The organism is Paenarthrobacter sp. 10L420 (assembly GCF_056395385.1).
This window is the reverse complement of record NZ_JBFTJK010000001.1, coordinates 746,515-771,506: the sequence shown is the minus strand read 5'-3', so window position 1 is coordinate 771,506 and position 24,992 is coordinate 746,515. Positions and strand designations below refer to the sequence as shown.

Here is a 24,992-nt window from a genome sequence, read left to right as displayed (position 1 = left end):
GCTATCCAGCGCTCCTTCTAACTGGAGTCCCCACCCGATAATTCGTTCTTGAGGGCCTTGCTGATGATCTGCTCAAGTTCCCCGGCACTGCCCAAGTCATGCGGACGCACGACAGCATCCTCTGCAACGTAATAGAACGCCGCGCTGACTTCCTCCAGGGGAACGCCCTTCAACCTCGCCCATGCAAGCCGGTAGACAGCCAGTTGCACGGCTCTCGCTGCGAGCTGTTTGCCCGCCGGCCGGCGACCCGTCTTCCAGTCAATGAGTTGCCAGCGCCCGTCCGCGTCACGGAAAACGGCGTCGATACGTCCGCGGACCACCACCTCACCGATCCTCGTTTCCACAGGCACTTCCACAAAGGCTGGAGCCCGATGCGCCCACTCGGATTGCTTGAACGCTTCAACCATGTGATCCAAGCCGTACGCTTCGTCGATATGGGCATCCGAGCCAGGTGCTTCGTCGATGTCCAACATGCCGGTTGTTCCGAAGTACTCCTCCACCCAGGCGTGGAAGGCTGTGCCCTTTCGGGCCGAAATGCCTGGTTCGCGGGGCACGGGCCGACGGAGTTGGGCCAGCACAGCTGCAGGATCTGAGCCAAGGTCAACAAACAGGGACGCCGAGATATGGCTGGGCAAGTGCACGTCCTGATGAAGTTTTCCCTGGAGCCGGCGATCCAATAGCAGCTGGGCTTCGTGTGACCAGCGCCCCGGGTTGCCTGTCAACTCTTCCGGTGATGCTTCGGAAGCGGCTCCCTCCATGAATTCAAGTACCTGGGCTGCAGCCCGGTCCATGGCGGCCCGGCGGCCGGGAACGAGCCTGATACGGGCTCCGGTACGCGGATCGGACGGGCCTTCGAGTGGATCATAAGGAAATTGAGCCACTTCCAACGTTGCTGTGAGCGGACTGCTATCGGGCAGTGATTCTTCGGCTACTGATTCAGGGTGGACCACAACGCTCCGCCCGGCCACGACAGCGAGGGCATTCCCGGACGAGGAGGGCACTGCCGCGAGTGGCGCCAGCTCGGATAGGAACGACGACATCCCTGCCATACCGGACCTGGACCCATTCCACGCGGAGCTGGATACCATCAAAACGAACTTGGCCCGGGTGTAGGCGACGTATGCAAGCCTGCGTTCCTCGGCTTCGCCATGATGTTGAACTTCCGATTTGAAGTCCTTCTCTGCGTCCAGCCAACCCTTTTGGTCCTGCTGGTCAAGATCCCACTGCGGCAGATCGGCTCGGTCACCCCGCAACGGCCATGGCAAGGCAGCTGCACCGCTGCTCCACCTTGAGTCCCTGTTGCTGGGGAAGGAACCCGCGTTGAGCCCGGGGACAAAGACGACGTCCCATTCCAGCCCCTTGGAGGCATGGACGGTCAGGAGTTGGACTGCTTCCCGGTTGGTTTCAAGAGGGGCAATATCCAGGCCACCCTCTTCGGAGGCCGCAGCTTCCAGCCAGGAGAGGAACGCCAGGAGGTCGATCCGCTGCGACGTCTGCAGGAATCCAGCGGCTGCGTCCTGGAAGGCATCCAGGTTTCGCCGTGCTTGATGAATGCTCACTCCCGGCTTTGCCGCCACCTCGATATCCAGCAACATGGCACGCTCAACTTCGCCGAGCAGTGTAGTCAGGTCATCACCGATGTACGTTCGAAGGGAGCGCAATTCCTCAGACAACCTCGTCAATCGTTGCAGGGCTGAAGGGCTCAGTGTTCTCCCATGTCCGGATGTCCAGCCCGGCCGCGGCAGGAAGTCAAGGGCTTCCACCAGGCTTGCGGCGTCAGTGATGTCGCTTTCCATCACGACGGCAGCCGGGTCTTCGTCGGCGACCTCAAGGGTGTTGCCAGGTCCTGACCTCCGCTTGGCCAGGAAACGGGACCAATCGTTGAACGCCATGAGGTCCGCTGGTCCAATGCGCCAGCGGGCTCCCGCCAGGAGTCGCATCAAAGCATCGGAACGGCCAGGATCAGCCAGGACCCGCAGCGTTGCCACCAAGTCCACGATCTCAGGAGTGTCCAACAGACCGCCGAGGCCGACGATCTCATAGGGAATTCCTTGGAGTTCGAATTCCCTCCGAAGGCATTCCATCTGCGCACGTCGCCGGCACAGAACCGCCATGGTTGGCTTGACCGGAGTACCGTCTTTCTCTTCCTCGAAGACAGTCCTCTGGTAGCGCCGGATGTCGCGGGCAATAGCGCCAGCCTCGTCTTCGTCAGTGCCAAAGCGACCGATAACAACGCTGCCTTCGGCCGCGGCCGGACTCGGCACCAGGGGCGGAACAGCAACGCCACCTGCATTCCCTCTCTCCCCCGCCGGACCGTCGGTGGCCGCGGCTTTGTTCAACGGGGCCGCAATTGTGTTGGCCGCTTGGAGGATGTTCCGGCCGTTGCGCCAAGCCGTGGTCAGGTAAGACGTCGGGGCCACAGAATAGGCCTCGCCGCCTGACTCTTGGTCGTTGTGCCTCACAGGGAACTCCTGCACAAAGTGGAAGAGCTGCCCCGCCGAGGCACCGCGGAATCCGTAGATCGATTGGTTGGGGTCCCCTACCGCGGTGACGGCATGGCCGAGACCGAAGAGGCGCGAAAACAAGACAAGCTGAGCATGCGAAGTGTCCTGGAACTCGTCCAGCAGCACCACCTTGTAGCGTGCCCGCTCAGTGGCCGCAGCCAATGGTATTTCCCTCGAAATGCGGGCCGCGAGTGCCACGAGGTCCCCGAAATCCAGCACTCCCCTTTGCCGTTTTGCATCCTGGTACCGGAGAACCATGTCTGCGACGCTGGCCCGGGTCCGTAGCATGGCAGCGAGCTCGCCTGCCGCCTGCGTCGGGTTCTTCTTTGCGCCGGCCACATAAGGGAGCTGTTCGAAGGACTGAACGCGCTCCAGCAACCAGTCCCGGACGGCGGCCGGGTCCTGCAGGTGTTCTGCGCACTCACCCGCGAGCTGGATGACGGCATTGACGAGCGTCGACTTTGCCGCGGTGAAGTGCTCATATTCGCCGTCGTAGGCCTCAACGACCTCGCTTGCCAACTGCCACGATTGCGCGGCACCCAGCAGGACGACGTCACGCTCGATGCCCAATCTCAATCCATAGTCCGAAACAATTCCGCTCGCGTAGGAATGGTAGGTGGACACCTTGGGCTCAAGGTCATCGGCACCCAGAAGCCCCTCAGGGAAGCCGATGCTGCCATCGTCCTCGCCTGCTATTCGCTGGAGGGTGGCCAGTTTGGCCCGGATTCTGCTGGCCAGCTCGCCGGCAGCTTTACGGGTAAATGTCACACCGAGGACTTCCTCGGGCCGGACCCAACCATTGGCCACAAGCCACACAACGCGGTCTGCCATGGTGGCCGTCTTCCCCGAGCCCGCGCCAGCTATCACAAGGCGCGGAGTGAGCGAGGAAGAAATAATGCTGGCCTGCTCTGCAGTGGGATGGTTCTTTTCGCCAAGAATGTCTGCCAACTCGGACGGGGAGAACCTGGGAACAGGCAGCCCGGACACCACATCCAGGATTTCGGCGTCCCTGGTTTCGGATCCTTCAAGAAGATCGGTAGTCATTCAGTGACCTGCTTTCCTCTGGCGCACAGTGGGCAAATATCGGGTAGACGGCAGCCATGTCCGCCGTGTCCCCCTTTGCTCGGATCGTGCCGGGCCTCGAACGTTGCGCCGGCCATGAGTTCCGCGGCCTCGTTGACCAAAGCCTCTGCCCAATTGTCGTCAGGCTCGAGTGGATCCTGTTGTTGAACCCCGGGGCTTTTGGTCTTGGTTCCCAGCTGTGCAAGGACGGCCCCACCGGGAACAGGTTTGTCGAACTCCCCCAACGTGCCCGCATCCTCAAATGCACCTTTGAGAACCGCTGCCTGGTACGCTCCCAGCTGAGGGTGCCGGGCCACTTCGGCCTTGCCCGGCTGGCGTTTTCCGGTCTTGAGATCGACGATCACCAAACGGCCTTCGGCGTCGATTTCCAAGCGGTCAACCTGTCCGCGAAGCACAGCGTGCCGGGTGGCTGTGGAATCATCCGCGCCTTCCTCCAGACATGCAGAAGGAAGGTGGACGTCAGGAAGTTGGACTTCGAAGTCGTGCTCCACCGCGAGCAGGCTCCGGCCTTCGCTGCGCATGATGAGCACGTACTGCGCTAACTTGCGAACCATCAGTTCCGCGCGCTGGTAATCGAGCTTGCCCTCCCAATTGTCCTTCATGCCAAGGGTGGGCCAGCGGCGAACGAGTTCGGCAACGTACTGCGCACCCGAAGCGTCCGGCAGCTCCTGTGCAATGGTGTGGACCAGTGTGCCAAGGCTCCGTGCGAAGTCGGTGGCAGCTTCTCCCCCGGCCGCTTGCACAAACCAGTCCAGGGGGGACTTGTGGACAGCCTCCACCTTGGATGGCGACACGGATACAGTGCCTCCCGCCGGGACCACCGCTTCCTCGGAGCTCAAGGGAGCCAACCCCCACCATGTATCCGGATGGGCTCCCGCTACTGGTGGATCAACAGACGCGAGGCGAGCCAGCACCCGCGCTGCTTCGCGCGCGGTGGACGATTCGCCGTCGTTCTGATCCTCAGCCTGGGCATGCTGTCTCAACTCAGCTACCAGCGCACGCAGGGTCATTGGACGATCTACCGGGGTGTAGTCACGCTTGTAATCGCCGGGAGCCAAGGGGGCTACATAATCCAGGAAGGCCGATGGTTGTTCGTCCTCGGAGGAGACTGCCGTGCAGATGAGGACCTCCTTGGCGCGCGAGACCGCTGTGGAGAAACTCCTGAGTTCGTCGTAGCGAATGTCCCTCAGCCTGCTGAGTGGTCCGCGGCCCAACGCGTAGTCAACTCCATGCTCCACGGCGTCCGCAAACAGGGTACTGCCCAGGAGTTCACCACGTAGACGGGTGTTCGGCCAGACACCTTCCTGCAGGCCGGCCACGATCACCACAGGCCATTCGCGCCCGGCAGCACTGGCCGGAGTCATGATTTCCACGCATTCCTCAAGCTGGGCCCTCGCCGCAAGTGTGTCCATCGGAAGTTCCTGGTTCAACAAGTAATCGAGGAACTGTTCCGGGCCAGAGCCGGGCAGTTGATCCACAAAACGCTCTGCTGTGTGGAACAGTGCCATCATGGCGTCAAGGTCGCGGTCAGCGCGGGCCCCGGCACTCCCTCCTTCCAAGGCGGCGTCAGACCAGCGCGAAGCCAAGCCCGTGGCATGCCACAGCGCCCAGAGGACAGATTCCGCATTGGCCCCCGGCTCGGCTGCTGCGGCGGTGCCGGCAGCGATCATCCGTGCAAGCCGCCGGGCAGGGTTCCCTTCAATCCCCAACGACGCCAGCGCTCCGGGTTCAAGCAGCGCTTCTACCAGCAAAGCGTCACTGGATCGACCGCCGCCCCCCAGGAGCTCCTCGCGCCGGAGAGATTGACGGAGGCGGCGCAGCTCAATGGCGGAGGCTCCACCAATACGCGAAGTCAGGAGGGAAACAGCACTCTCAGGAGTGAGCTTGGCCGGGTCAAGGATGACAGCGAAGACCTCCAGGAGGGGTCGGACGGCCACCTCGTCCCGTACTGCGGAATCAGCCACCGGAACACGCACGGGGATTCCCTGCCCGTTGAGGTAACGCTGGAGCTGCGAGATCAATCCACCATTGCGGACAATGACGGCGATGTCACCAAACTCGCGGCCCTCACGCAACTGGGCTTCCAGAATCCGCTGCGCAACATACCGAAGCTCATGGACAGGAGAAGGAAGCACATGCGCTTCCACCCGCCCACCGTTGCTGATTTCATCAGCGCTTTCGATGGACTCCGGCTGTTCTAGGCGCCTGGCCCGTTGGCCTCCGGATCGTTGGGAGATACGTGCGGCAACCCTTGTCCAGGCCTCCGCCACCTCGGGTCGGTGACGATGCGTGATCCACAGTGGCCGCTCAAGAACCCCGTGGCTTCCTTCGAGCAGCAAGGGCAGCTCGGCGACAAGGTCGGGCCGCGCTCCGCGAAAGCCCTGTACCACCGTGTCAGGCGAGTATGTAACTACGGCGTCCTTGCCCTCTGCAATATCCGCGAGGAGTTCAAACACGGCAGGATTGGATTCCTGGGCGTCGTCCACGAGAACCAGCTGCAGGCGGTCGCGCTCAGCGGCCAGGAAAGCCGGCGAGTCCTGAAAAATCTGGCGCGCCGTGGTGATGATCCCCGCGGGGTCGAAGGCCTCGGGCATTCGGAGGTCCAAAACATCCCGGTACTCACCGTAGAGCTCGGCGGCTGCCATCCAATCCGGACGCCCACATTCATAGGCGAGGCCCACCACGTCCTCTGCAGTGCGGCCGGCCTCGATAATGCGATCAAATAATTGGCGGACCTCGTGGCGGAAACCACGGGTGGGCAGCGCTGCGGAGAGGTCCTCTGGCCAGGGCAACTGGTGCCCTGGGCGGGAATGGCCCTCCAGTAACTCTTTGATGATCAGATCCTGTTCCGGTCCGGACAGGAGCTTGGGCGGCCGGGGCAACGGCAGGACGCCTTCCGCTTTGGCGCGCCGGATGACGTCGAACGCGTACGACGCCCAGGTGCGTGCCGGCGTCGTACTGAGGCTCCTGTCCAGGCGACCGGTGAAGGTGTCCCGCAAGGCGGCCGCGGCGTGTCGGCCAGGGGCGAGAATAAGGATCCGTTCGGGATCCACGCCGTCTTCATTAACCCGGCGGACCGCTGATTCGACCAGCACTGTGGACTTTCCGGTGCCCGGACCTCCAGGGACCAGCACAGGTCCGCCTCCTTGCCCGACTGACACCACCGCACGCTGGTCCGTGGACAGGTCAGGTGCCGCGTAGTGAATCTCGCGCGGCGGAAGCAGGCGGAGGGCTGCCGGGGCTTGGCGGGTTTTGGTAGCTGTTGCGGTCACAAAGTCATTTCATCATCGGGCACCGACAAAATATGGAGCTGACGCTCCAACTGGTCCGAGATCACATCAATAAGATCGAAATCAGCATCAGTTGGCGCCCATCGTGCAGTGCCAAGGTCCACGCGCCAGCGGCCCTCACCTGTTCGCAGGAATTCCTCAAAGGCGCCGTGCAGGGGCGTGGACTCCTGTACATAATGGCGCAGGGCTTCTGCCTCGTGGCCGGGCGGGGCATCACCGCTAGCCCGTAGGACACGCCACCAAGCTACGGAACTGCCGTAGTGGCTCATCACCGCGCCCACTTGCCTGGGTCCGCCGGCTCCAAGGAGTTCTGCGACGTCACCATATGACACGGCCGTGCCGGGCGGAACAAGGTCCACGACGGCCAGTACCGCCGTCACATACTCCATCCGCATGTGCTCCAGCGTAGCCGCAGGAGTGTCGTGCCCAGTACTGTCAGTGCCAGCCGGTAGCGTGAAAACATGAGCTCCTGGAATACCCTCCCCCGCGCTGCCTTCGACCTCGAAACCACAGGGAAGAATTCCCGTTCCGCCCGCATCGTCACGGCTTCAATCACTGTGGTGGACGCGCACGGACAGCTCATCAAAGAGCATGAATGGCTGGCGGACCCCGGGGTGGAGATTCCGCTGGAGGCCAGCGAGGTCCACGGAGTGACCACCGAGAAGGCCCGCGCCGAAGGCCGCCCGGCGGCCGAGGTCACCCGCGAGGTGGCCGCCGTTCTTCAAAAATTGTTCGACGACGACACCCCGGTCATTGCATTCAACGCCAGCTACGACTTCACGGTGCTCGCCGCCGAGTCAGCACGGCATGGTGTCCCGCAATTGACCCGTTTCCCGGTACTGGACCCATATGTGATGAACAAGCAGGTGGACCGGTACCGTAAGGGCAAGCGCACCTTGACAGCTTTATGCGAGGAATATGGTGTGAACCTGGACAACGCCCACACCTCCGCCGCGGACGCCTTGGCGACACTGCGCGTTTTGGATGCCATGGCTGGCAAATTCCCCAAGTTGCAAATGCCGGCCTCCAAGCTGCACCATTTGCAGGTGGACTGGGCCGCATCCCAAGCTGCTGACTTCCAGCAGTATCTGCGGCGAAGCAAGCCCACCGCTGTCATCGAAGGCGAGTGGCCCGTACTGCCACCCGAGGACGCCAGTCGAGGCGGCTTCTGAGGGGGTTCCAGCTCCAGACCAGCCGGAGTTGGGACGCAAGTCACAAGAATCCCGAAGCTCCTTCAGCACGAAACTTGCGCGCAGGGATTCCATCTCTTTGCCTATCGCCGGAATAGTTCGGCGAGGTAAGGCGTCCTCCAGAAACTTTATTCGTAATAAGCGAGCCAGAGCAATCACTTGTTCGATTCACAGCGCTTCCGTGGGCTGGTGACATAATTAAGTTTGGCGGGTTGAAGTCTGCTAGGGCAGCCATCCCCATACTTGCTGCCACGTTCCCCGCCCACCGCGAACGTCTCTGTGACCCGACGAAAGTGATTTCTTCATGAAATTCAAAGCCCTCAAGTGGCTGTCTGCTGCTCCCGTAGCGGCGGCCCTGGCGATCTCCTTGGCAGCATGCGGCGGAGGAACCTCCCAGCCCAGCGGCTCGCCCACCGATGCCCTCGCCGGCAGCGACCAGCAGACCCTGGACAAGTACACCACTGCGGACGTCAAAGCGCTGGACAAGATCGACAAGTCCAAGCTGGGCCTCGTCACCGATGGCACGCTGCGTGTTGGTACCCTGTCTGATGCACCGCCGAACATCTTCATTGATCCTTCGGGCAAGTTCACCGGTTATGACAACGAGCTCCTGCGCGCCATCGGCGACAAGCTTGGCCTGAAGGTGGAGTTTGCCTCGACTGACTTCTCCGCCCTGCTCTCGCAGGTAGCAAACAAGCAGTTCGACGTCGGATCCTCCTCGATCTCCACCACGGACGCCCGTCGCAAGACCGTCGGCTTTACCAACGGCTACGACTTTGGCTACATGGCCGTTGTGACCAAGAACGACGCCAAGGTCACCGGCTTCGCCGACCTTAAGGAAGGCGTCCGGATCGGCGTCGTCCAGGGCACCGTCCAGGATGACTATGTCACCAACACGCTCAAGCTCGAGCCCGTGCGTTTCCCTGATTACAACACCGTTTATGGCAACGTGAAGAACGGTCAGATCGACGCTTGGGTGGCTCCCTCCCAGCAGGCTTCCGGCCAGGTCAAGGACGGCGACGGTACCAAGATCGCCGAAAAGGTTGTCAACACGCAGAACTTCACGGCTTACGCTGTGAACAAGGACAACCAGCCCCTCCTCGATGCCCTGAACGCCGGCCTGGACGCCGTTATTGCTGACGGTACATGGACCAAGCTCACCTCCGAGTGGTACAAGGATCGTCCCACCGCGGCCGAGCAGACTCCGCAGGGCTGGAAGCCGGGCAGCAAGGCCGTCCAGATCCCAGCCAAGTAACCCGGGCGTTCCATGGATATCCTCAAGCAACTGGCTGACACCTTCCTTGACTGGGAGGCGATGGGCGAAGTCATTCCCAAGATGTTTGCCGTCGGCCTGCCGAACACCCTGGTGCTCGCTGTCATTTCGGGCATCATCGGGACCCTGCTGGGCATGGCCCTGGCCCTGATGGGGATTTCCCGGAACGCCGCGGCCCGGTGGATTGCACGCATCTACACGGACGTCCTCCGCGGACTTCCGCCCGTGCTGACCATTCTGGTCATCGGATTCGGCTTTGGCCCCATCATCCGTGAACTGACTGGTTCCACGAGCCCCTACCCGATGGCCATCGCAGCATTGTCTTTGATGTCCGGGGCATACATCGGCGAGATCTTCCGCTCCGGTATCCAAAGCGTGGACAAGGGACAGCTCGAAGCGTCCCGTGCCTTGGGGTTCGGCTACAGCGCTTCCATGCGCTTGGTAGTGGTTCCCCAAGGCATCCGACGGGTGCTTCCTGCCTTGGTCAACCAATTCATTGCCCTGATCAAGGAATCCTCCCTCGTCTTCCTCTTGGGCCTGCTGGCCACGGAGCGCGAGATCTTCCAGATAGGCAAGGACGCGGCTGCGACCAGCGGCAACCTCTCGCCTTATGTGGCTGCGGCGATCTTCTACCTGGTACTCACTATTCCGCTCACGCACTTCGTGAACTGGATTGATGCCCGCTTCCGTTCAGGCAGGCCTGAAAAGAAAGAACCGGACGATGCCGCGGCGGTCGTCGGGAAGGGAGCCCACGCATGAGTGAATTTACATCCGGCACGTTGACGGCAAGAAACATCCATTTGTCGTTCGGCACCAACCATGTCCTGCGGGGAATCGACCTGCACGTTGAGAAGGGCACCACGGCTTCGGTCATCGGCCCCTCGGGTTCCGGCAAGTCAACGCTGCTCCGCGTGATGAACCGACTCATCGAACCTGACCAGGGCGACATCCTGTTGGACGGCCGTTCCGTCCTCAAGGACAATCCCGACGAGCTCCGGCGTCGCATCGGCATGGTGTTCCAACAATTCAACCTCTTCCCCCACAAGACGGTGGCCGAGAACATCTCTCTGGCGCTCCGTAAGATTCGTGGACTGTCAAAGGAACAGGCACGTGAGGAGGCCTTGGCCCAACTGGACCTGGTCGGCCTCAAGCACAGGGCCGATGCCCGCCCTGCCAACCTTTCGGGTGGCCAGCAACAGCGCGTAGCCATTGCCCGTGCGCTTGCCATGAAGCCCGAGGTTATGTTCTTTGATGAGGCCACTTCCGCGCTGGACCCGGAACTCGTCAAGGGTGTACTTGCCCTGATGACCGATCTCGCGCAGGGAGGCATGACCATGGTGGTGGTTACCCATGAGATGGGCTTCTCCCGCAATGTCTCAGACGTAGTGACGTTCATGGACGCCGGCGTAGTTGTGGAATCAGGTCCGCCGGAGCAGCTGTTCAACAGCCCCCGGACAGAGCGGCTCCAAGGATTCCTCTCGGACGTCCTCTAGTCCCCCGCAAGGCAGCCAAACAGCAGACCCCGCCTCCAGACGGTCGCCCCAGTGGTGAAAAGTCATGGAGGCGGGTTTCCTGCATTAAGCGCAGCTGCGGTCAGCACCGGCCAGTCTCCGCGCCCTTGACTTATTTCCAGCATTACTTCCCTGGTTTCACCGACAACACCGTCAAGGCCGCAGCATCTACCTTGGTACGGAAATCCGGCTCGGACTGTGCTTTCTGGAGTACGGCGTCATACATAGCCGGGATGCTTCCCGGGTCCGCGCAAACCAGCATCGTGCCGCCCGCTGCGAAGAAGTTGATGGCACGGTCCGCGGTGGTCCACGGCTTCAACTGCGCTGCACTACAGACGTCATCCGAGAGGATAATGCCCTTGAAGCCAGCGTCCCCGCGAAGCATCTGCCCCATGACCACGGGCGAGAACGGCGCAATGTTGGCGGGGTCGATTTGGTCGTAGTAGGCATTGGACACCATGACCCATTGCACGCCGTTCGTAATGGCTGTGCGAAATGGCTCCAAGGCGGGATCATTCCGCGTGGTTTCAGTGTCCCTGACGTTCTGGCTGACATCGGTGTTTGGAATTACCCTGCCGAGGCCTGGAAAGTGCTTCACGACCGGTGCCACCCCCGCGTCCTTCATACCTTGGGCAACAGCGTTTCCGAGGTTGGACACTTGCCCCGGCACATATCCGTACTCGCGTTGGAATTGTCCGATCGGTGCATTGGAGGGCGCGAATTCAGGGCTCGTCACAGTATCAAGGACCGGAGCCAGATTGACGTTGACGCCAGCGCTAAGCAGTTCCTTTCCCCAAACGCTGGCGTCTGCCCGCAGCTTCGCGGGACCAGCTCCGGCTTGCACCAACGCGGCAGGGATGGTGGAGAAACCCGGACCAGCCAGGACCTGGACGTATCCACCTTCCTGGTCTGTGGCCACGAAGAGAGGCAGCCCACCGGTAGTTTCGGCGGAAACTGTCCTGGTAAGGGAGGCCACGACGGCAGCTGTGGCAGCAGCCCCGGCCTTGCTGCGACCACTCAAGTAGACGTTGCCTGCGTGGTATTTGGTGAGTGCTTCCATGGTGCCTGGCTCAGCACCCGTCGCCTTCGCGGCAACCATGAAGAGCTGCCCCACGCGTTGTTCGAGACTTAACTTGGCAAGCTGTTGTTGCGCCGTGGACAGTGCTTCAGGGGTAGGTGCTGCCGAAGGTGGCCGGGAGTCCGTGGGTTCGGTTGAAGCCCCGGAAGCGGACTTGGACGGAACAGGGGTCCTCGTGGGCGAAGGGGTAGTTGCAGATGGTGAAACGGGCGAAGTCGTTGGGCTCGCGGTTTCATTTCCATTTGAGCAACCAGGCACCATTGTGACCAGGATTCCGGCCGCCGCGGCCCTCACTCCAAGGGATGCAATTGACTGGATCTTGCGCATGGTAAACCGTGAATTCGTTGGGGTTGGGTTTCCCTTACGAGCCTACCCCGGGAAGTGACAGTGCCCCAGCCTGCTTGGAACAGCCGGCCGGGGCACTGCAAGTTCTTGCCTTGGGCGATCGCGAACTTAGGCGACCGCGGACTTAGGCGATCGCGGCGGCTGCAGCCTTGGCAGCAGCCGGGAGTGCGTCAACGATCCTGTTCATGGCAGCGTCGTCATGCGCCGAGGACAGGAACCATGCTTCGAAGACTGATGGCGGCAGGTAGATGCCGGAGTCCAGCATCGAGTGGAAGAACGGTGCATAGCGGTACGCTTGCTGGCCTTGGGCGTCGTCGTAGTTGTGCACACCGCTGGCCGAGGTACCGAAGGCAACCGAGAACAGGTTGCCTGCACGCTGGATGGAGTGGTCCACGCCTTCGGCATCAAGTGCCGAGGAAAGAGCAGCGGACAGCTCCAGCGAACGGGCGTCCACATAGGCGTAAACGTCAGGCGTGGCATGGGTAAGCGTTGCGACACCGGCAGCCATAGCCACAGGGTTTCCTGAGAGCGTGCCTGCCTGGTACACCGGACCCACGGGTGCGAGGTAATCCATGACGTCGGCACGTCCGCCGAGGGCCGCCGTCGGCATTCCGCCGCCAATGACCTTGCCGAAGGTCAGCAGGTCCGGCGCCCATCCTTCCTGGCGGCCCGTGAGTCCCCAGTAGCCGGCGTAACCGGTGCGGAAACCGGTGAGGACTTCGTCGAGGATGAGCAGCGCCCCGTGTTCCGTGGTGATGCGGGACAGCCCGGCGTTGAAGCCCTCGGCCGGGGTGACGACACCCATGTTTGCCGGGGCAGCTTCGGTGATCACGGCCGCGATGTTGTCGCCGTGCTTGGCGAAGGCAGCTTCAACAGCTGCGAGGTCGTTGTAAGGCAAAACAAGTGTCTCAGCGGCGGTGGCTGCCGTGACCCCGGCCGAACCGGGGAGCGCCAACGTCGCGAGCCCGGAACCCGCTGCTGCCAGCAGGCCGTCCAAGTGGCCGTGGTAGCAGCCGGCAAACTTGATGATCAGGTTGCGGCCGGTAAAACCACGGGCGAGGCGAACCGCCGTCATCGTGGCCTCGGTGCCCGTGGAAACCATGCGCAGGCGTTCGACGGCGGACACGCGCTCCTTCACGATCTCGGCGAGGTTGGCCTCATCCGGGGTGGACGCTCCGAAGGACAGGCCGCGGTCCACAGCAGCGTGCACGGCGTCGAGCACGGCGGGGTGGGCATGGCCGAGCAGGGCCGGGCCCCACGAGCAGACGAGATCCACGTATTCCTTGCCATCGGCGTCAGTGAGGTAGGCGCCCTTGGCCGAAACCATGAACTTCGGAGTGCCGCCAACGGACCCGAAGGCACGCACGGGCGAGTTCACTCCGCCGGGCATGAGGGACTGGGCTCGATCGAAAAGTTGGTCGGACACAGGGGTGTTTGAAGTCATGGTTCCTATTCTTTCAGTCATTCAGAAGCCTCTTTCGGTGATTCAGAAGCAGCTATGAGGCGTCCGCCAACAGCTCAGCGACCCGTGGGGCCACTTCGGTGCCGTACAACTCAATGCAGCGCATCATGGATCCGTGCGGCAGGGTGCCGTTGCTGTATTTGAGGTCGAAGCGGTCCACGCCGAGGTTGCGTTTGAGCAGGACGATTTTTTGGGCCACAGTCTCGGGAGATCCCACGTAGAGAGCGCCCTCCGGGCCGCACATTGCGTCGAATTCCCCCCGGTTTCCCGGACCCCAGCCGCGCTCGGCCCCGATTCTGTTGCGCTGCTCCAGCCAATGCGGAAAGAGTTCCTCCCGGGCATCCTGGTCAGTGTCTGCAATGAAGCCGGGTGAGTGGGTTGCGATTTGTCGCATCGGGTGACCGTATTTGGCCAACGCGTCGCGATAAAGATTTACGAGGGGAGCGAAACGGCGGGGCTCTCCCCCGATGATCGCGAAGATAATCGGGTAGCCATATTCCGCGCACCGCAACACGGATTCAGGTGTCCCACCCACGCCTATCCATGCCGGCAGCAAATGGTGCTGCAAACGCGGATAAACCTGGAGTCCGTTCACGTTGGGGCAGGTCCGCCCTTCCCAATGGACCGGCTTCTGGGCCCGCACTTTGTCAAACAGCTCAAGCTTTTCTTCGAACAGGACGTCGTAGTCCGCAAGGTCCAGTCCGAACAATGGGAAGGACTCAATAAATGACCCCCTGCCCAACATGACCTCGGCCCGGCCGTTGGAGATTGCATCAACAGTGGCGAAACGTTGGAAGACCCGGATGGGATCATCCGAACTAAGTACCGTCACGGCCGATCCGAGCCGGATCCGGGATGTCACTGCGGCAGCTGCCGCGAGGAAGACCTCGGGAGCCGATACAGCAAAATCGCGGCGGTGATGCTCTCCCACGCCAAAAGCATGAATGCCCAGGGCGTCAGCCAGCTTTGCTTCCTCAAGCAACTCCCGCAGGACCTGGGCGTGCTCCTTGGGATTACCGTCGGCATCGAGGCCCGCGTCCCCGAAGGTGTTCAGGCCGAGCAGGATTTCGCTTGCACCTACGGGTGTGGTGGGGTCGGAGTCAGCCCTGGATGCGGACGCGGATGCGGACGCAGATGCGGACGGAAGTCCTGATTCGGAGGGCACTGCGGTCATCAGGACTCCTTCAGCCAGCCTGCCAGTTCGGAGGCCCAGTAGGTCAGGACGGTATCGGCTCCGGCCCTCTTGATGCCCAGCACCGACTCCGTGATGGCGCCCCGCCGATCGATCCAGCCGTTGGCAGCGGCCGCTTCGATCATGGCGTACTCCCCGGAGATTTGGTAGGCCGAGACCGGTACGGGGCTCATTGCCGCAATATCCGCGAGGATGTCGAGGTAACTCATGGCCGGCTTGACCATGACCATGTCGGCGCCTTCTTCAAGGTCCAGTTCCACTTCGAGAATGGCTTCGCGACGATTGGCTGCGTCCATTTGGTACGTTCGGCGGTCACCCTTCAGTTGGGAGTCCACCGCTTCACGGAACGGACCGTAGAAAGCTGAGGCGTACTTGGCGGCATAGGCCAGGACAACGGTGTTCTTGTGGCCGGAATCCTCCAACGCCTGACGGATGACGGCGATTTGCCCGTCCATCATGCCTGAAGGTCCAAGCACGTGGGCGCCCGCCTCAGCCTGGGCAACGGCCATCTGGCCATAGATCTCCAGGGTGGCGTCGTTGTCCACATATCCATCGGCATCCAGAACGCCGCAGTGTCCGTGGTCAGTGAATTCGTCCAGGCAGACATCGCCCATGATGACGAGGTCATCGCCCACTTCGGCCTTGACGTCGCGGATGGCCTTGTTCAGGACACCTTCCGGATCCAGGGATGCGGTGCCCCGCGCGTCCCGAACCTCCGGCACGCCGAACAGCATGATGCCGCCCACACCAAGTTCCACGGCTTCCGCGGCTGCGCGCTTGAGAGTGTCGGTGGTGTGCTGGACGACGCCGGGCATCGAGCTGATCGGGCTGGGCTCGCTGAGGCCCTCACGGATGAAGGCCGGAAGTATGAGGTCTGCGGGGGCCAGGCGTGTTTCTGCCGTGAGCCTGCGCATTGCCGGGGTTGTCCGCAAGCGGCGGGGACGGTGGTTCGGAAAGCTCATCTGGGGTTCCCTTCGTTGGCGAATACTGTTTCCAAGGCGGCCGCAATGCCGTCCGGGGTAGGTTCTTTGGCCGTGGCTGCCACGGTGATGCCGAGCTGGGTGGCCTCTGCCGCCGTCGGACGCCCAATGGCTATGAATCGGCAACTGCCCAACGGCAGGAGGGTCTCCGCAATCCGCCGGGCGGCACTCGGGGAAGCAGCCACGACGGCGTCCAGCATCCCGGCGTCAATGGCCGCGCGGGCTTCCGAGGGAGTCATCTCCTGCAGCTGTCCGGTCCGGGAACCAGCACTACCGGAGGCAGAACGGCCGGATGCAGAACGGCCGGAATGCACGACGGCGGCGGGCAGTTCGGCTTCGAGGCGCAGTCCCGTCCGGGCCGGGTAGTCCACCGTGTGATAGGCGGTCACGGACGTTACCTCTGCACCCTTGGCGGCCAATCCGTCACGCAGCTCGGGGCCCGCAATATCGGCTTGCGGGAGAAGAACGCGTCCAGGAGCCTGCTCCCAGAGGGCGACGAGGCCTTCGGCAGATTGAAGGTCAGTAGGTGCCAGTGAGACGGTCAGGCCGATAGCTTCCAGGATCCGCCGTGAGGACGGACCGATCGTGGCCACGCGCGTCCGTGTCGGCACGAGGTTTGCCGGAAGCGTGCCACGCTCGGCAGCTTTTTCGAGCAGGACACGCACGGTGGTGATGCTGCTGATCACCATCCAGTCAAAATAACCAGAGGAGAGCTGGTCCAGGGCGACGTCGAGGGAAGCCTGGTCCTCTGCCCGCTCGAAATCGATGAGGGGAAGCACCAGCGGCTCCGCTCCGAGCGTGTGCAGGAGCGAAACAAGTGGCCGGGCACGGTCGGCACTCCTGGTAATCAGGACCCGCCGACCTGCCAAGGCCGATGCTTGAGTCACATCAGGACGCTGCAAGATCCGCGATCTCCGCGGCACCAGCAGCGAGCAGAAGCTCCGCAACTTCAATGCCGAGCAACGTTGCCCCCACTTCGGTCAGGCCATCCGTGGCTTTCTTCTCGCGAACGGTCTTGGTGCCGTCAACAGCGCAAACAACGGCTTCAAGGTGCAGCATGCTGCCCTTCCTGAAGGCGTAAGCACCCACCGGAGCCGCACAACCCGCTTCAAGCCGGGCCAGGACGGCACGTTCAGCTGTCACAGCAAGCCGGGTGTCGTCGTCGTTCAAGGCAGCGAGAGCCTGGGCGAGAACACCATTGGAGCCTTCCACCTGCGGGGCGTCCGCCGTGCGGCATTCGATGGCCAGCGCACCCTGACCCGGGGCAGGCAGCATGACATCCGTCTCGAAGAACTCGCTCACGGTGTCCAGCCGGTCCATCCGTTCCAGCCCAGCAGCAGCGAGCACTACGGCGTCCAGGTCGCAGGACTTGCCGGGAACAACTTGGTCGGTGACGTTGCCGGGAAGCCCGGGGACGCGTCCCAGGCGCGTGTCCACGTTTCCACGGATATCCAGCACCTCGATGTCAGGCCGAGCCGCCCTTAGCTGCGCCGCACGTCGTGGTGAACCCGTACCTACCTTGGCGCCACCGGGCAATTCGGCAAGGGTAAGGCCATCCCTGGCACACAGGACATCCCTGACATCCACGCGCTTGGGGGTAGCGGCGATGCTCAATCCAACTGCAGCCCCCGTGGGCAAGTCCTTCAAAGAATGAACAGCGACATCGCAGGTTTCAGCAAGCAAGGCATCGCGCAGGGCAGCCACGAAGACACCCGTGCCGCCCATCTGTGACAGCGAGCCGGTCCTGACATCGCCCTCGGTCTTGATATGCACCAACTCCACCGGGAAGCCACCAACAGCTGCCAGCTGATCGGCCGTCTGCTGGGTCTGGGTCAGCGCGAGCTTGCTGGCCCGGGTGCCGATGCGGATTCTCACTTGCTGACCTCCGAGGAAGTGTAAGCCTCATGCCCGACGCCGATAGTGGAGCCAACCTCGGCAATAACCGGCTTTGCTCCCCGGAAGTTTTCGCAACAATTGGGGCGGCAGACGTCGTACCAAGGACCAAGGTCCGTAACGTGGGGGCGATCGGCGATGTTGTTATCCACCGTGCGTTCACAGATCAGGTCAACCAGCCCTGACACAAAGGCAGCGTGCGTTCCCGGGGTGGGCACGCGCGTGGCTTCCATCTCGAGGTTCCTGCAGGTTTCCAGGGCTTCGGTGTCCAGGTCCCAGGCAACCTCCATATGGTCGCTGACGAAGCCGAGAGGAACGATCACGACGCCGCGCACGCCTTGGGGCGCGATTTCTTCGAGGTGATCGTTGATGTCCGGTTCCAGCCAAGGAATGTGCGGCGCGCCGGAGCGGGATTGGTACACGAGGTCCCAACCCACGTTCGGGGCAACGGCATCCATGATGGCCTGGGCGTTTGCCAGGTGCTGTGCCGCGTAGGCAGATCCTTCTGCGAACTCGCGCGGCTCGTCCTCAGACCTGCCGGCTGCTTCGGCATCACGCGTGGGGATGGAGTGGGTGGCAAACAGGACTCGGATTTTCGAATCGGGGTCGGATTCGCCGGCGGCAATCAGCTTGGCGCGGATTTCTTCGAGGCCGGCGGCGGTACCTTCAAGGAAAGGCTGCACAACGCCCGGGTGGTCGAAGTACTGGCGGATCTTGTCTACCTCGAGCTTGCCGTCCAGCCCTGTTTCCGTCAGGGCGATGCCAATGTCTTCACGGTACTGGCGGCAGCTGGAGTAGCACGAGTAGATGCTGGTGGTGAGCATCAGGATGCGGCGGTGGCCGGCGTCGTAGGCGTCCTGCAATACCGGAGCGATGTACGGATCCCAGTTACGGTTACCCCACAGGACCGGAAGCTCAATGCCGCGCTTGGCCAACTCGACCTCGATCGCGGCCTTCAATTCACGGTTCTGCTGGTTGATGGGGCTGATGCCCCCAAACGCGCGGTAGTGGTGTGAGACCTCTTCAAGGCGTTCATCCGGGATGCCGCGGCCGCGGGTCACGTTGCGAAGGAAGGGAATGACATCTTCCTGGCCTTCAGGACCACCAAAGGATGCAAGGAGCACGGCGTCGTACTGCTTTGCTTCCTGGCGGCCACGCTCGGTGACCTCGTTGGGGGTGGTGGAGACGGCAAGGCCACTCATGCGAGGACCTCTGCAATCTCGGCAGCAGTCACCCGGCGGCCTGTGTAGAACGGGATTTCTTCGCGGACATGGTTACGGGCGTCGGTTGCACGCAGGTGGCGCATGAGGTCAACGAGGTCAACGAGTTCAGGTGCCTCCAGTCCAAGGATCCACTCCCAGTCACCCAGCGCGAAAGAGGAAACGGTGTTGGAGATGACCTGCGGGAACTCCCGACCCAGCATTCCATGGTCACGCAGCATTTTTCCGCGCTCTTCCGCTGGGAGCAGGTACCACTCGTAGGAGCGGACGAACGGATAAACGCACAGCCAGGTGCTGGGCTCGACGCCCCGCGCGTAGGCCGGGACGTGGCTCTTGGCAAACTCGGCTTCCCGGTGCACGCCCATGGCGGACCAGACGATCTCTGTGCCGGCAAAGAGCTTGCTGCGGCGAATGGAACGGACGGCGGACTGAAGGTCTTCCGGCTTGGATCCGTGGAGCCACACCATGATGTCGGCGTCCGAGCGCATGGCGGAAACATCGTAACTGCCCCGCAGGGTCACGCCTTCTTCGGCGAGCTTCCCTTCAAGGGCTTCGAATTCCTGGGCAGCATCGCCGCTGCGCAGGACGTCGGCCGAGCGCTTGAAGACGGTCCAGAGCGTAAAGAACTGCTCTTCGGTTCCAGCAGTTTTAGTGACAGATTCGGCAGAAGTGTGGCTCATGGTTCAAGTTTGCCCCGTGCCAGCCACTAAGTCGAAACGGATCACTTCTACAAGGCGTAGAAGTGACACAAATCACGAAGTTGCGCGAATATCGCGGATGCCTCGGGCAAGCTGCGAGCGGGTATCCGACACTACTGCGGCAAGGCCATTACCTGCCAACCAGCCACCAACCACCGTCAGTCCATCGGCTGCGGCGCACACCTTCCGGACCTGCTCTACGCGCTGTTTATGACCGACGGCGGCAAACGGCAAGGCGCCTGCCCAGCGCACAACATCCCAATCCACAATGTCCGCGTGCGTAACTGGGACCGTCAGCAATGCGGAAGCATCATCAAGCGCTGCGGCCAGCAACTCTTCATCGTCCATGACAACATCCGGCGCTCCCCCATCGGCATCCTCCCGGCGGCCATAGGAAAGGCGCAGGACGTGCGTGCCCGGCCCGGCTTCCTCTGCCAGCCAGTCCCATTTGGCAGTGGCATGCGTGAGGGCCTTCGCCCGGATTCCCGGCGTTTGAGGGGCCACCAGGATCCCCGTCCCACGGGGCCGCCCGTCCAGCTCGGGAAGGTCAACAACCATCGTCACCAAGCTCACCAAGGGGCCCGGAGCAGGACGTAGGCCGGACAGTTCCGGCATGGCCCCTTCCAGGAGCCCCACGGCAGCCGGACCATCCAGCGCTACTACCAGCCGGCCGGCGTCGTACGTGGTTTCGCCGGCGCTGACCCGCCAACCATTGCCCGTTTTCGAAACGGTGTCGGCCCTCTTTCCACTCACCATGTCCACGTCCCGGCGACGCAGGTCGTTAACCAGCGCGGCGACCAGTGTGTTCATGCCACCCTTCAAACCCGCGACGGCGGAACCTGCTTTCGCGGATCCGGAACCGGACCCGGGGGCTGCTTTGCGCTGGGCAGCGACAGCCGCAGCCAGGGACCCATGCTTCTTCAGGCCGGCGCGGAGGCCCGGAGCCACCATATCGACGTCCAATAAGCCGGGATCGGCGGAGTGAACACCACCCACCACCGGAGCAACCAGCCTCTCCAGGACTCTCTTCCCCATACGGGCGCGCACCAGTGAGGACACGCTGGAGACCTCCGATGATGCGCCAAAAGATGTGGGCAGCCAGCGATCCAGGGATGCACGCAGGGCGCCGGCGAGGCCCAGGGAACGCCTGACCTCGGGGTCCCAAGGATTGGCGGGGATACCAAGAATTCCAGTCTTGGGCAGCTCTTGCGGTCCATCCGGCAGCTGCACCCAGGCGCCGCCCGGGTGCGGGGAAACGATCTTGCCCTCCAGTCCGAGCTCGCGCGCCAGATCGGCGACAGCTGAAGACCGCGTGGCAAAGGACTCGGCCCCGCTGTCCAATGACAGGCCGGCTACCACGTGGCTTCCCACGCAACCACCCCAGGCTTCGCTCGCCTCAAGGATGGTCACCGAGGTTCCCGCCATGGCCAGTTCCCTCGCAGCAAGAAGGCCGGAAATACCGCCACCGACCACTACAGCTGTAGGTCCAGGCATTGATGGTTTAGTGGCTGCTTCCTTCGCTTTGCCGTGGACGTGTTCCCCGCGCATGCGTCCTACTCTGCCGGGATCGAGTGGATGAGCTCCACAACCCGCGTCAGGACAGCCGGGTCCGTCTCCGGGGGCACGCCATGGCCCAGGTTCAGGACATGGCCTGGAGCCTGCGAGCCCGCCGCGATCACTTCGCGGACATGCGCTTCCAGGACCTCCCACGGGGCCGGGAGGAGGGCGGGGTCGATGTTGCCCTGGAGCGGAACCGTGCCACCCAGACGGCGGTTGGCCTCATCAAGTGACAGCCTGTAGTCCACCCCCACAACGTCCACACCGACGTCGCGCATAGCGACAAGGAGCTCGGACGTGCCGGTACCGAAGTGCACCAGCGGAGCACCCAGTCCACGCACGTGATCCAGCGCCCGGGCCGATGCAGGAGCCACGTACTTGGCGTAATCAGCCAGGCCCAATGACCCAGCCCAGGAGTCAAAGAGCTGTCCGGCTGACGCCCCGGCCTCAAGCTGTGCCTGAAGGAACATTCCGGAAGCATCCGCTGCCCAGTTGGCGAGGGCTGTCCAGGTTTCGGGGTCCGCGTGCATCATGGTCCGGGGGCCGAGGTGGTCGCGCGAAGGTTTCCCCTCCACCATGTAGGCGGCGAGCGTGAACGGCGCGCCGGCGAACCCGATGAGGGGAGTCTTGCCCAGCTCCGCCACTGTCAGGCGAACGGCTTCGCGAATGGGCTCGAGTGCTTCCCAGGTCAGCTTGGGGAGGTCAGCCACATCGGCTGCCGTTCGGATCGGCTTGTCCAGGACCGGACCGACGCCGGGAACGATGTCCACGCCAACGCCTGCGAGCTTCAGCGGGATAACGATGTCGGAGAAGAAAATCGCGGCATCCACGTCATGGCGGCGAACCGGCTGCAGGGTGATTTCCGCGGCCAGTTCGGGGCGCAGGCAGGAGTCCAGCATGGCAACGCCCTCACGGACCTTCAGGTATTCCGGCAGGGACCTGCCAGCTTGGCGCATGAACCATACAGGCCTGCGGGACGGCTTGCCGCCCCGGTAGGCGGTGATGAGCGGGGAGTCCGACGTACGGCCGTCCATCAACGGGTGATCCGCGCCAAGTTTGCCGGCAGGTTCGCCTGCAGGGGCGTTGGTGGCCGTACTATTGGATGCTGCCGCGCTAGAAGTCATGCCTTTGATTGTGCCGAAAATCCCGGCCAAAAGATAACGACAGGCTGTCACGTCCCACCCCTCCAACCGGTGGGGTGGCGGGGATCACGGAACCGCGTGTGAATTCCCACTGCGCCGCATTGTTCTACCGGCCTGCGAAAAAGCTATGATTGGGGTGCTGTGGTTCTTTTCTCATTGGTGGCTACACACGCCGACATCGACCTCGAAACCGTTGCTCAGCTGAGCAACGGTTCCTCTGAGCTTGCCTCTTCGGCCCTCTCCGGATCCCCGCTGGTCTCGGGCGCCGTAGTCCTGGCAACCTGCAATCGCTACGAGATCTACGGCGAAACAGCCAACGGAGCAGGCCTCGAAGCCGCCCGTTCGGCCCTTGTCTCCCAGATCAGCGAATTGAGCGGCCTCAACGAGCAACTCGTGTCCCGCTCCTTCAGCACGCACACCGGGCCCGATGTCACCCGGCACCTCTTCGCTGTAAGCGCCGGCTTGGACTCTGCAGTGGTGGGCGAACGCGAAATAGCCGGCCAGGTCCGCCGAGCCCTGATCACGGCGCAGCAGGAGGGCACTGCGAGTTCCGGGCTCGTCCGCCTCTTCCAGGCTGCATCCAAGACCGCAAAAGACGTAGGCGCCCAGACGGCCCTCGGCTCCCGCGGCCTTTCCATCGTCTCGGTAGCCTTGGATCTGGCAACGGACCTCTCTGACAGTGACGATTGGTCTGCCAAGAAGGTAGTTGTCTTCGGAACCGGCGCTTATGCCGGGGCCACCATGTCCCTGCTCCGTGAACGCGGATGCACCGACATTTCCGTCTACTCTTCCTCCGGCCGCGCCGAGGGTTTCGTCGCCACCCGCGGTGGCACAGCGCTCGACGCCGATAGCCTTCCGGCGGCGGTTGCCGCAGCCGACGTCATGATCGGATGCAGCGGTTCGGACACGCGCGTTGAAGCTGAGGATCTGGCCCGCGTCAGGGCGAATTCCGGTAAACCACTCATCGCGATTGATCTCGCGCTCACCCATGACTTCGATCCTGCCGTGGGCGAGCTCGACGGCGTGGAACTCCTCACGCTTGAGTCCGTACGTCTCGCTGCACCTCAGGAGCAGGCAGAATCGCTGTCCCACGCCAGCGAGATCGTCAACGGCGCGGCAACGGCGTTCGAAGCGGAACGCGAATCCCGCTCCGTCGACTCCGCGATCGTGGCCTTGCGCCGCCACACCATGAACGTACTTGACGCGGAAATGGAAAAGGTCCGCGCCCGCCACGGTTGCACCGCCGCTGCCGAAGAGGTGGAGTTTGCGCTCCGCCGGATGGTCAAGCAGCTCCTGCACATTCCGACCGTGCGCGCCCGCGAGCTGGCAGCCAACGGACAACAAGACGACTATGTAGCCGCCTTGGAAGCCCTGTACGGCATCCAAGTGGAGCAGCCCCAGACTCCCGCTGCTGCAGAATGCCCCGTGGACCACGAGCAGCTCCGCTCCGAAAGCGCCTGACGGCCCAGCCCCCAGCCTGAAGCGGCCGGGGCACCGATGCTTTCTGAGCGCATCCGGAAAACGAGATCCGGCTAACGAGATCCGATTAGCCGAACGCGTTGATCCCCGTCAGCTCCGCCGACAACGCCCACAGCTTCCTTGCGTCGGCTTTGTCCACCGCGTGGGCGTCGACTCCCTGGTAGCGCGCCAGCGGAGACGCCTTGTCGGTCGGATTGGCAATGTCACAGTCCTCGCAGTAGACACCGCCCATGCCGGCCAAAGCCGGGGACGTCGCCGCCCAAACTGACGTAGCTGCCCCTTGCTCCGGCGTCTTGAAACCTTCGCGCACCTTGCCCTCGGCGTCCATCCAGCCTGCGGCCACCATTTCCTCCTTGGGGAGGTGCCGCTGCAACTCGGTCATGATCCCGCCTGGATGGACGGCGAACGCCCGTACACCGGATTCACGGCCCAGGCGGTCGAGTTCCACCGCAAAGAGGGCGTTGGCTGTCTTTGCCTGCCCGTAGGCCTGCCACTTGTCATAACCGGTGCTGAAATTGAAGTCCTCGAACCGGACCGGTGAGATCTTGTGCCCGGTCGATGACAATGAGACAACGCGCGCATTCCCTGATGCCTCCAACGCCGGCCACAAGGTGTTGACCAATGTGTAGTGCCCCAAATGGTTGGTGGCGAACTGGGCTTCCCAGCCTGGCCCGACACGTTGTTCAGGACTGGCCATGATGGCAGCGTTATTGATCAGGATGTCCAGCTTTTCGTGGCCGGCCAGGTAGCGGGCGGCAAAATCCTTGACGCTGTCCTGATCGGCGAGGTCCATGTGCTCCACGTGGACGGCCCCGGAGAGGCCTGCGTCCGCGAGGACGGAGCGGGCGTGCTCAAGCCGCCTGGCAGGTACCGTTACGTCAGCCCCGGCCGAGACCAGGGCCCGCACGGTCTCCAATCCCAACCCGGAATAGCCTCCCGTTACGATTGCCGTCTTGCCCTGCAGGTTGATCCCGTCAATGACCTCCGTGGCAGTGGATCCGTGCCCAAATCCGGAGCCGATGGGATGCTGCTCTGTCTCTGTCCAATGTTCGCTCATTGCCTGAGCTTCCCAGAGAAGTCTGGGAACGGGCAACG

General features: G+C 62.8%; 19 protein-coding genes. 5 read left to right on the top strand and 14 right to left on the bottom strand.

The window, feature by feature from the left end; genetic code table 11:
* Positions 1-17: 17 nt before the first annotated feature.
* From AC1DD5_RS03745 to AC1DD5_RS03735, 3 genes are read right to left on the bottom strand one after another with little or no spacing between them, the layout of a single operon-like run.
* Complete coding sequence (locus AC1DD5_RS03745) at positions 18-3,548, bottom strand: ATP-dependent helicase (protein ID WP_477520652.1); 3,531 nt, start codon at positions 3,546-3,548, stop codon at positions 18-20.
* A complete protein-coding gene (locus tag AC1DD5_RS03740; RefSeq protein ID WP_442017665.1) occupies positions 3,545-6,859 on the bottom strand; it encodes an ATP-dependent helicase in 3,315 nt (1,104 codons plus the stop codon). The genes AC1DD5_RS03745 and AC1DD5_RS03740 overlap by 4 nt, the downstream gene beginning before the upstream one ends.
* Complete coding sequence (locus tag AC1DD5_RS03735) at positions 6,856-7,272, bottom strand: MGMT family protein (protein ID WP_442017664.1); 417 nt, start codon at positions 7,270-7,272, stop codon at positions 6,856-6,858. Before AC1DD5_RS03735 ends, AC1DD5_RS03740 begins: the two co-directional genes overlap by 4 nt.
* Before the next feature lie 66 nt (positions 7,273-7,338).
* Between AC1DD5_RS03735 and AC1DD5_RS03730 the strand changes: the two genes are divergently transcribed.
* From AC1DD5_RS03730 to AC1DD5_RS03715, 4 genes are all read left to right on the top strand, one after another.
* Positions 7,339-8,049 carry a 3'-5' exonuclease gene (locus tag AC1DD5_RS03730; RefSeq protein ID WP_442017663.1) on the top strand — a complete coding sequence of 237 codons (711 nt, stop codon included), beginning with the start codon at positions 7,339-7,341 and terminating at the stop codon, positions 8,047-8,049.
* A gap of 322 nt (positions 8,050-8,371) precedes the next feature.
* Positions 8,372-9,322 carry an ABC transporter substrate-binding protein gene (locus tag AC1DD5_RS03725; RefSeq protein ID WP_442017662.1) on the top strand — a complete coding sequence of 317 codons (951 nt, stop codon included), beginning with the start codon at positions 8,372-8,374 and terminating at the stop codon, positions 9,320-9,322.
* A gap of 12 nt (positions 9,323-9,334) precedes the next feature.
* On the top strand, positions 9,335-10,099 hold the full coding sequence (locus AC1DD5_RS03720; protein WP_442017661.1) for an amino acid ABC transporter permease: 765 nt from the start codon (positions 9,335-9,337) through the stop codon (positions 10,097-10,099).
* The gene (locus AC1DD5_RS03715; protein WP_442017660.1) at positions 10,096-10,833 is read left to right on the top strand and encodes an amino acid ABC transporter ATP-binding protein; all 738 of its coding nucleotides are present in this window, start codon (positions 10,096-10,098) and stop codon (positions 10,831-10,833) included. The genes AC1DD5_RS03720 and AC1DD5_RS03715 overlap by 4 nt, the downstream gene beginning before the upstream one ends.
* 142 nt (positions 10,834-10,975) lie before the next feature.
* On the opposite strand, the gene AC1DD5_RS03710 is transcribed toward AC1DD5_RS03715, so the two are convergent.
* From AC1DD5_RS03710 to hemE, 10 genes are all read right to left on the bottom strand, one after another.
* Positions 10,976-11,965, bottom strand: coding sequence for a glycoside hydrolase family 3 N-terminal domain-containing protein (locus AC1DD5_RS03710; protein WP_442017659.1), 990 nt, complete (start codon positions 11,963-11,965; stop codon positions 10,976-10,978).
* A gap of 433 nt (positions 11,966-12,398) precedes the next feature.
* Positions 12,399-13,718 (bottom strand): glutamate-1-semialdehyde 2,1-aminomutase, encoded by a 1,320-nt coding sequence (hemL, locus tag AC1DD5_RS03705; RefSeq protein ID WP_477520651.1) that lies wholly within the window; start codon positions 13,716-13,718, stop codon positions 12,399-12,401.
* A 52-nt stretch (positions 13,719-13,770) separates the two neighbouring features.
* Complete coding sequence (locus AC1DD5_RS03700; RefSeq protein ID WP_477520650.1) at positions 13,771-14,910, bottom strand: LLM class flavin-dependent oxidoreductase; 1,140 nt, start codon at positions 14,908-14,910, stop codon at positions 13,771-13,773.
* The gene (gene hemB, locus AC1DD5_RS03695; protein WP_442003721.1) at positions 14,910-15,890 is read right to left on the bottom strand and encodes a porphobilinogen synthase; all 981 of its coding nucleotides are present in this window, start codon (positions 15,888-15,890) and stop codon (positions 14,910-14,912) included. The genes AC1DD5_RS03700 and hemB overlap by 1 nt, the downstream gene beginning before the upstream one ends.
* Positions 15,887-16,795, bottom strand: a complete 909-nt coding sequence (locus AC1DD5_RS03690; RefSeq protein ID WP_477520649.1) for a uroporphyrinogen-III synthase — start codon at positions 16,793-16,795, stop codon at positions 15,887-15,889. The genes hemB and AC1DD5_RS03690 overlap by 4 nt, the downstream gene beginning before the upstream one ends.
* Before the next feature lies 1 nt (position 16,796).
* Positions 16,797-17,783 carry a hydroxymethylbilane synthase gene (gene hemC / locus AC1DD5_RS03685; protein ID WP_477520648.1) on the bottom strand — a complete coding sequence of 329 codons (987 nt, stop codon included), beginning with the start codon at positions 17,781-17,783 and terminating at the stop codon, positions 16,797-16,799.
* Positions 17,780-19,003: a ferrochelatase gene (locus AC1DD5_RS03680; RefSeq protein WP_477520647.1), complete on the bottom strand. Its 1,224-nt coding sequence runs from the start codon at positions 19,001-19,003 to the stop codon at positions 17,780-17,782. Before AC1DD5_RS03680 ends, hemC begins: the two co-directional genes overlap by 4 nt.
* A complete protein-coding gene (gene hemQ / locus AC1DD5_RS03675) occupies positions 19,000-19,701 on the bottom strand; it encodes a hydrogen peroxide-dependent heme synthase (RefSeq protein ID WP_216924089.1) in 702 nt (233 codons plus the stop codon). The genes AC1DD5_RS03680 and hemQ overlap by 4 nt, the downstream gene beginning before the upstream one ends.
* A gap of 72 nt (positions 19,702-19,773) precedes the next feature.
* Positions 19,774-21,213: a protoporphyrinogen oxidase gene (gene hemG, locus AC1DD5_RS03670; protein WP_477520743.1), complete on the bottom strand. Its 1,440-nt coding sequence runs from the start codon at positions 21,211-21,213 to the stop codon at positions 19,774-19,776.
* Positions 21,214-21,272: 59 nt separating this feature from the next.
* On the bottom strand, positions 21,273-22,400 hold the full coding sequence (gene hemE, locus AC1DD5_RS03665) for a uroporphyrinogen decarboxylase (protein ID WP_477520646.1): 1,128 nt from the start codon (positions 22,398-22,400) through the stop codon (positions 21,273-21,275).
* 159 nt (positions 22,401-22,559) lie between these two features.
* Here hemE and AC1DD5_RS03660 point away from each other — a divergent pair, with 159 nt between their 5' ends.
* A complete protein-coding gene (locus tag AC1DD5_RS03660; protein WP_477520645.1) occupies positions 22,560-23,879 on the top strand; it encodes a glutamyl-tRNA reductase in 1,320 nt (439 codons plus the stop codon).
* Positions 23,880-23,964: 85 nt separating this feature from the next.
* Here AC1DD5_RS03660 and AC1DD5_RS03655 read toward each other — a convergent pair whose 3' ends face one another.
* The gene (locus AC1DD5_RS03655) at positions 23,965-24,954 is read right to left on the bottom strand and encodes an SDR family NAD(P)-dependent oxidoreductase (protein WP_477520644.1); all 990 of its coding nucleotides are present in this window, start codon (positions 24,952-24,954) and stop codon (positions 23,965-23,967) included.
* Between the last annotated feature and the right edge of the window lie 38 nt (positions 24,955-24,992).